This window comes from Mailhella massiliensis (genome assembly GCF_020741395.1).
Lineage (GTDB): Bacteria > Desulfobacterota > Desulfovibrionia > Desulfovibrionales > Desulfovibrionaceae > Mailhella > Mailhella massiliensis_A.
Window position 1 is genome coordinate 1 of the sequence record NZ_DYZA01000218.1, and the last position, 4414, is coordinate 4414.

Here is a 4414-nt window from a genome sequence, read left to right on the forward strand (position 1 = left end):
AAGCTTGGCATAAGCGATGTCGGGGTGGCGCGCCTGCTTCGTTCGGACCGCATATCGGTCAAGCGCCATGCCGAGTTCGTGGACTTGGGCTTTCCGGAGGAACTTCTGCCCAGGGCTGAAGACTACATTCATAGGGGGAGAGCGCCGTTGGTTCCTGTTTGGGAACAGGCTAGCAGGGCCGGCGCTTGAACTGAACGTAAAAAAGGAAGCGAGATTCTACGATGGAAAGTCTCACAAGAATCTGCCATGCGGCTGTGAAGTGCGCGCCTTCCGGACTGTCTGCTGAAGATGTGGCCGATGTGCTGGGCGTGAACTACAAAACCATGATGGCGGAGCTGTCCGGGTCGGAACGGCACAAGTTCAATCTGGACTTGCTTGTGCCTCTCGTGCGGGCCACGGGCAGCGACGCACCGCTGAAGGCCATAGGCAGAGCCTGCGGATGTCTTTTTATCCGCCTGCCGGACGTTGGCGACGTGGAGCAGCCCATGCTGGATGGTATGGCTGCGTCGGTCCGGGAGTTTGGAGACCTGCTGGAAGCGCTGGGCGACGCTTTGCGCGACGGTGTGATTTCCAGAGAGGAAGCGGACAGAATCACCAAACAAGGGCAGGAGGTGCTGGAAGCCGTGATGAAGGTCATGAAAATGGCCGGAAAGGAAGCCGAATAAAAAGCGGCCCGTCGGGAAGTGGAAGTTCCCGGCGGGCCAGAACGCAAACATACCATAGGAGTGCGTATGAGAAAAGACGTACAGCGGAAGACTGCGCCCGTCAATCTTTTTTCCTTCCGTTTTCGCGGACGGGAAGAGTTGCGGGACTATTTGGATGGACTGCACCGCCTGTGCAAGGGTGGAAGAATTGTTGATATCCCCGTCCACGGATGGGTGGTCAAAGGGGGATGCGCATGAGCCAGGAAATGATCCAGAGACAGGCGCTGGTGCAGCTGATGGAGTCCATATCCGCCGCGGTGGCGAGAACTGCGCGGATGGAGCTTTTGAGTATGAAGCAGCTGCTGACCTCTTCGGAGGTGGAAGAACTGTATGGTATCAATGCCCGGACCTTGGCCTTCAAGCGGAGCCGAGGGGGCGGGCCGGACTACATTCAGGAGGACGAGCACGGTACGGTTTTTTACAGGCATTCCGACATCGAGGCATATATCAATCGGAATCGCCGTCGGGGCTCTTGAAGTGTGTAGCCAGAAGGGCAACGGCAGCTTGCCGGCTGTCCGGGCACAGGTGAGCGTAGCGCTGGGTCATGGTAATGGAAGCATGCCCCATCAGCTGAGAGATCACCAGTAGAGGAACCCCGTCAATGGCAAGCCAGCTGGCAAAAGTGTGGCGCAGCGTGTGGAAAACGACACGCTGCGCCCTGGGCGTTTCGGGAGTATTGAGGCCGAGCTTGAACGTGAGCTCATTGAAAACATTGTGAGTAACACAGGCATGACCGTTTACCTTTCCAGGAAAAATATGATCGGTGGGGAGTTTCCCTTTGATGAGCCGTTTCATGATATCTGCGGCCGGCGCCGACAGGTGAAGCATACGGCGTCCGGTTTTTCCGTTCACTTCCGCAACGCCGGCCGTGAGGTCTATGCAGGACACGGTGAGACTGAGAATCTCCCCCAGTCGTCCCCCAGTGTAGAGGCTGAGGGCTGCAATATCATGCCAGACCGGGGAGCGTTTTGCCAGAGCGTCCAAAAGCATACGGGCCTCTGCATGCGTAAGGTACCGGGTACGCTGATTGTCCACTTTAGGCGGGGTAACGTCTTTTACAGGATTTTTACATTTACCCAGTCCTGCTTTTTCTGTCTGGGTGTAGAGGGAGCTTAATACATGAAGCATGTGCTTGACACTAGCCGGCGCCATCCCACTGGCCAGCCGAGCATTTTTCAAACGGGTGACCATTGCCGGAGTCACGTCGTCCATGAACATGTGGCCGAACTCCGGAAGGATATGCTTCTGCATATAACTGATTGTGGCTTTGGAGTTCCTGAGGGTCAGGAGATGATGCGTCTTGTAGTATTCCCAGGCGTCAGATATGCGCGGCACCTGCGTGGGCAGGCCGCGGCGTTTTGCCAGCGCCTCGTTTCGCATCTGATAGGCAGCCTGTGCGGTCATGCCCTCGCTGCGCCAGCCGCATTTTGTCCACACTCTCTTGCCGTCAATTTTGAGGCAGTAGTAAAAGACGACGTCCGGCTTGCCGTTGTGGCGGCGTTCGGTGCTTTCTCTCGTGTACACGCCTGTGAACCTGGTGCGGCTGGTTTTCATGCTCATGGCAGACTCCTGCGGGGAACCTGTGGAGTAATCAGAGAGGGAGGAAAATATCTCCCCTGGCATCTCCCCAATTATGCAAATATCTCCCCTCAGGTAGCCCGAGAGGAGATATTTGGATATAGCAGGTTGCAAGGGTGCCTGCAAGCTTTGTCAATATTTTTCGATAATTACATACAGCTCAAAACAGATTCTATCAGCTACACGTTGAAGAGGAAGTCTTACACGTTGAACAAAAAGTTCATCATATCGCCGTCTTTGACCACATAATCCTTGCCTTCCACGCGCAGCACGCCCGCAGCACGGCATGCGGCTTCGGACTTGTGCTTCATGTAGTCTTCATAGCTTATGACTTCGGCACGGATGAAACCTTTTTCAAAGTCGGTATGGATGACGCCCGCGGCCTGCGGGGCTTTCCAGCCCTGCTTGAAGGTCCATGCACGCACTTCCTTGGGGCCGGCGGTCAGGAAGCTGGCAAGGCCCAGGGTATGGTACCCCATGCGGATGATGTTCTCCAGACCGCTTTCGGTAATACCGTAGGATTCCAGCATTTCCGTCTGTTCCGCGTCGGAGAGTCCCTGAAGCTCCTCCTCAAGGCGGGCGCAGATTTTCACCATGCCGCAGCCCCGGCTTTCCGCAAGGCCGCGCAGGGCCTGCACATGGGCGTTGTCTTCCTCAATGCCCGCTTCGTCCACATTGGCGCAGTAGATGAATTTTTTGGCCGTGAGCAGGGAAAGCTCGCGCCATACCTGATGGAAAGGCTCGTTCAGCTCAGGCACCTCGAAGGCCGAGGCGGGCTTGCCTTCTCCAAGGTGAGCCACCAGCGCTTCCAGCACGGGCTGGGCCTTCTGCATCTCTTTATCGAATTTTGCCTTTTTCTTCAGCGAATCAAGGCGCTTTTCCGCGCTTTCCAGGTCGGCGAGAAGAAGTTCCGTTTCAATGGTGTCCACGTCGCGCAGAGGGTCGACGCTGCCGTCCACATGGGCGATATTCTCATCGTCGAAACAGCGCACCACTTCCACTATGGCGGCACATTCGCGGATGTTGGCCAAGAACTGGTTGCCCAGGCCTTCGCCTTTGCTTGCGCCTCGTACAAGGCCCGCGATATCCACGAAATCCACGGTGGCATAAATGGTTTTCGCGGGCTTCACGAGCTCGGTGAGGGCGTCTACGCGTTTGTCGGGCACGGCCACGGTGGCTTTGTTGGGTTCTATGGTGCAGAAGGGGTAATTTGCGGCTTCGGCATTCTGTGCCTTGGTGAGTGCGTTGAACAGGGTGGATTTGCCTACGTTGGGCAGACCGACGATTCCTAGACTCAGTGCCATGATAAAACTCCGGGGAAAACGGGGGCAGCCTCAGCCGCGCACGGCGATATGAAGATTGGCCACGCCCAGCGTGAAGGGGATATGCTGAACAAAGGCGAAGCCCGCCTCGCGAAGTTCATTGCTGAAATCGTCGGGCTTCGGGAAATTTTCAATAGTCTCGGCAAAGTAGTCGTAGGCCGAAGTGGAATGACTCACCAGGCCTGCGAGTTTCGGCATGATGCGGCGCAGATACCAGTGGTAGAAACGGCCGAACACCGGAGTAGACACGGGCGCAAATTCCAGAATACAGGCACGGCCGCCGGGAACCAGCAGGCGGTGCATCTCACGCAGGGCGTCCATACGCGGCCGCACGTTGCGTATGCCGAAAGCTATGGTGACGGCGTCGGAACAGCCGTCGGGAAGGGGCATATTGCGGGCATCGGCTACCATGGTAGTCACGCGGGAGCGTTCGCTTGTGCGCATTTTGTGTTGCTCGCCGTAGCGGAGCATGGGCTCGCAGATATCGGTGGCATATACGCGAAGGGAAGGGTAGCGCCGCACCAGGGCAAGGGATACGTCGAGCGTGCCTGCGGCCATGTCGATGACCGTATTCGTAGGGCCGGGCACCACGGAGCGTACCAGATTGCGCCGCCACCAGCAGTCGAGAAAAAGGCTGAAGACGCGGTTTTGCAGATCATACCACGGCGTCATGCGGCCGAACATCTCGGAAACATTGCGGGTATGGTCGTCACCGGGCTGGAAGTTACCGCTCATTCTGCTTCTCCTTCCTCTCCGAGTCTTTCCCTGCCCCTGAGGGCCGTTTCCATGACTACACGGTATACGGCGGGG

Annotated in this window: 5 protein-coding genes; 1 reads left to right on the forward strand and 4 read right to left on the reverse strand. The window is 57.0% G+C overall.

What is annotated here, in order from left to right:
* Positions 1-221: 221 nt before the first annotated feature.
* Complete coding sequence (locus tag K8W16_RS10600; protein WP_276819584.1) at positions 222-665, forward strand: phage regulatory CII family protein; 444 nt, start codon at positions 222-224, stop codon at positions 663-665.
* A 217-nt stretch (positions 666-882) separates the two neighbouring features.
* Here the strand turns inward: K8W16_RS10600 and K8W16_RS10605 are convergent, their stop codons facing one another.
* The 4 genes from K8W16_RS10605 to K8W16_RS10620 all read right to left on the reverse strand — a co-directional run bounded on the left by K8W16_RS10605 (position 883) and on the right by K8W16_RS10620 (position 4339).
* The gene (locus K8W16_RS10605; protein WP_304123499.1) at positions 883-1044 is read right to left on the reverse strand and encodes a hypothetical protein; all 162 of its coding nucleotides are present in this window, start codon (positions 1042-1044) and stop codon (positions 883-885) included.
* A 107-nt stretch (positions 1045-1151) separates the two neighbouring features.
* A complete protein-coding gene (locus tag K8W16_RS10610; RefSeq protein WP_304123502.1) occupies positions 1152-2264 on the reverse strand; it encodes a site-specific integrase in 1113 nt (370 codons plus the stop codon).
* Between the two features lie 218 nt (positions 2265-2482).
* The gene (gene ychF, locus K8W16_RS10615; protein WP_304123505.1) at positions 2483-3586 is read right to left on the reverse strand and encodes a redox-regulated ATPase YchF; all 1104 of its coding nucleotides are present in this window, start codon (positions 3584-3586) and stop codon (positions 2483-2485) included.
* A 30-nt stretch (positions 3587-3616) separates the two neighbouring features.
* Positions 3617-4339, reverse strand: coding sequence for a ubiquinone/menaquinone biosynthesis methyltransferase (locus tag K8W16_RS10620; RefSeq protein WP_304123507.1), 723 nt, complete (start codon positions 4337-4339; stop codon positions 3617-3619).
* Positions 4340-4414 lie beyond the last annotated feature (75 nt).

Coding starts and splice junctions, on each gene's coding strand:
- ychF (WP_304123505.1), bottom strand. CDS start 3,586: ATGGCACTGAGTCTAGGAATCGTCGGTCTGCCCAACGTAGGCAAATCC.
- K8W16_RS10610 (WP_304123502.1), bottom strand. CDS start 2,264: ATGAGCATGAAAACCAGCCGCACCAGGTTCACAGGCGTGTACACGAGA.
- K8W16_RS10620 (WP_304123507.1), bottom strand. CDS start 4,339: ATGAGCGGTAACTTCCAGCCCGGTGACGACCATACCCGCAATGTTTCC.
- K8W16_RS10600 (WP_276819584.1), top strand. CDS start 222: ATGGAAAGTCTCACAAGAATCTGCCATGCGGCTGTGAAGTGCGCGCCT.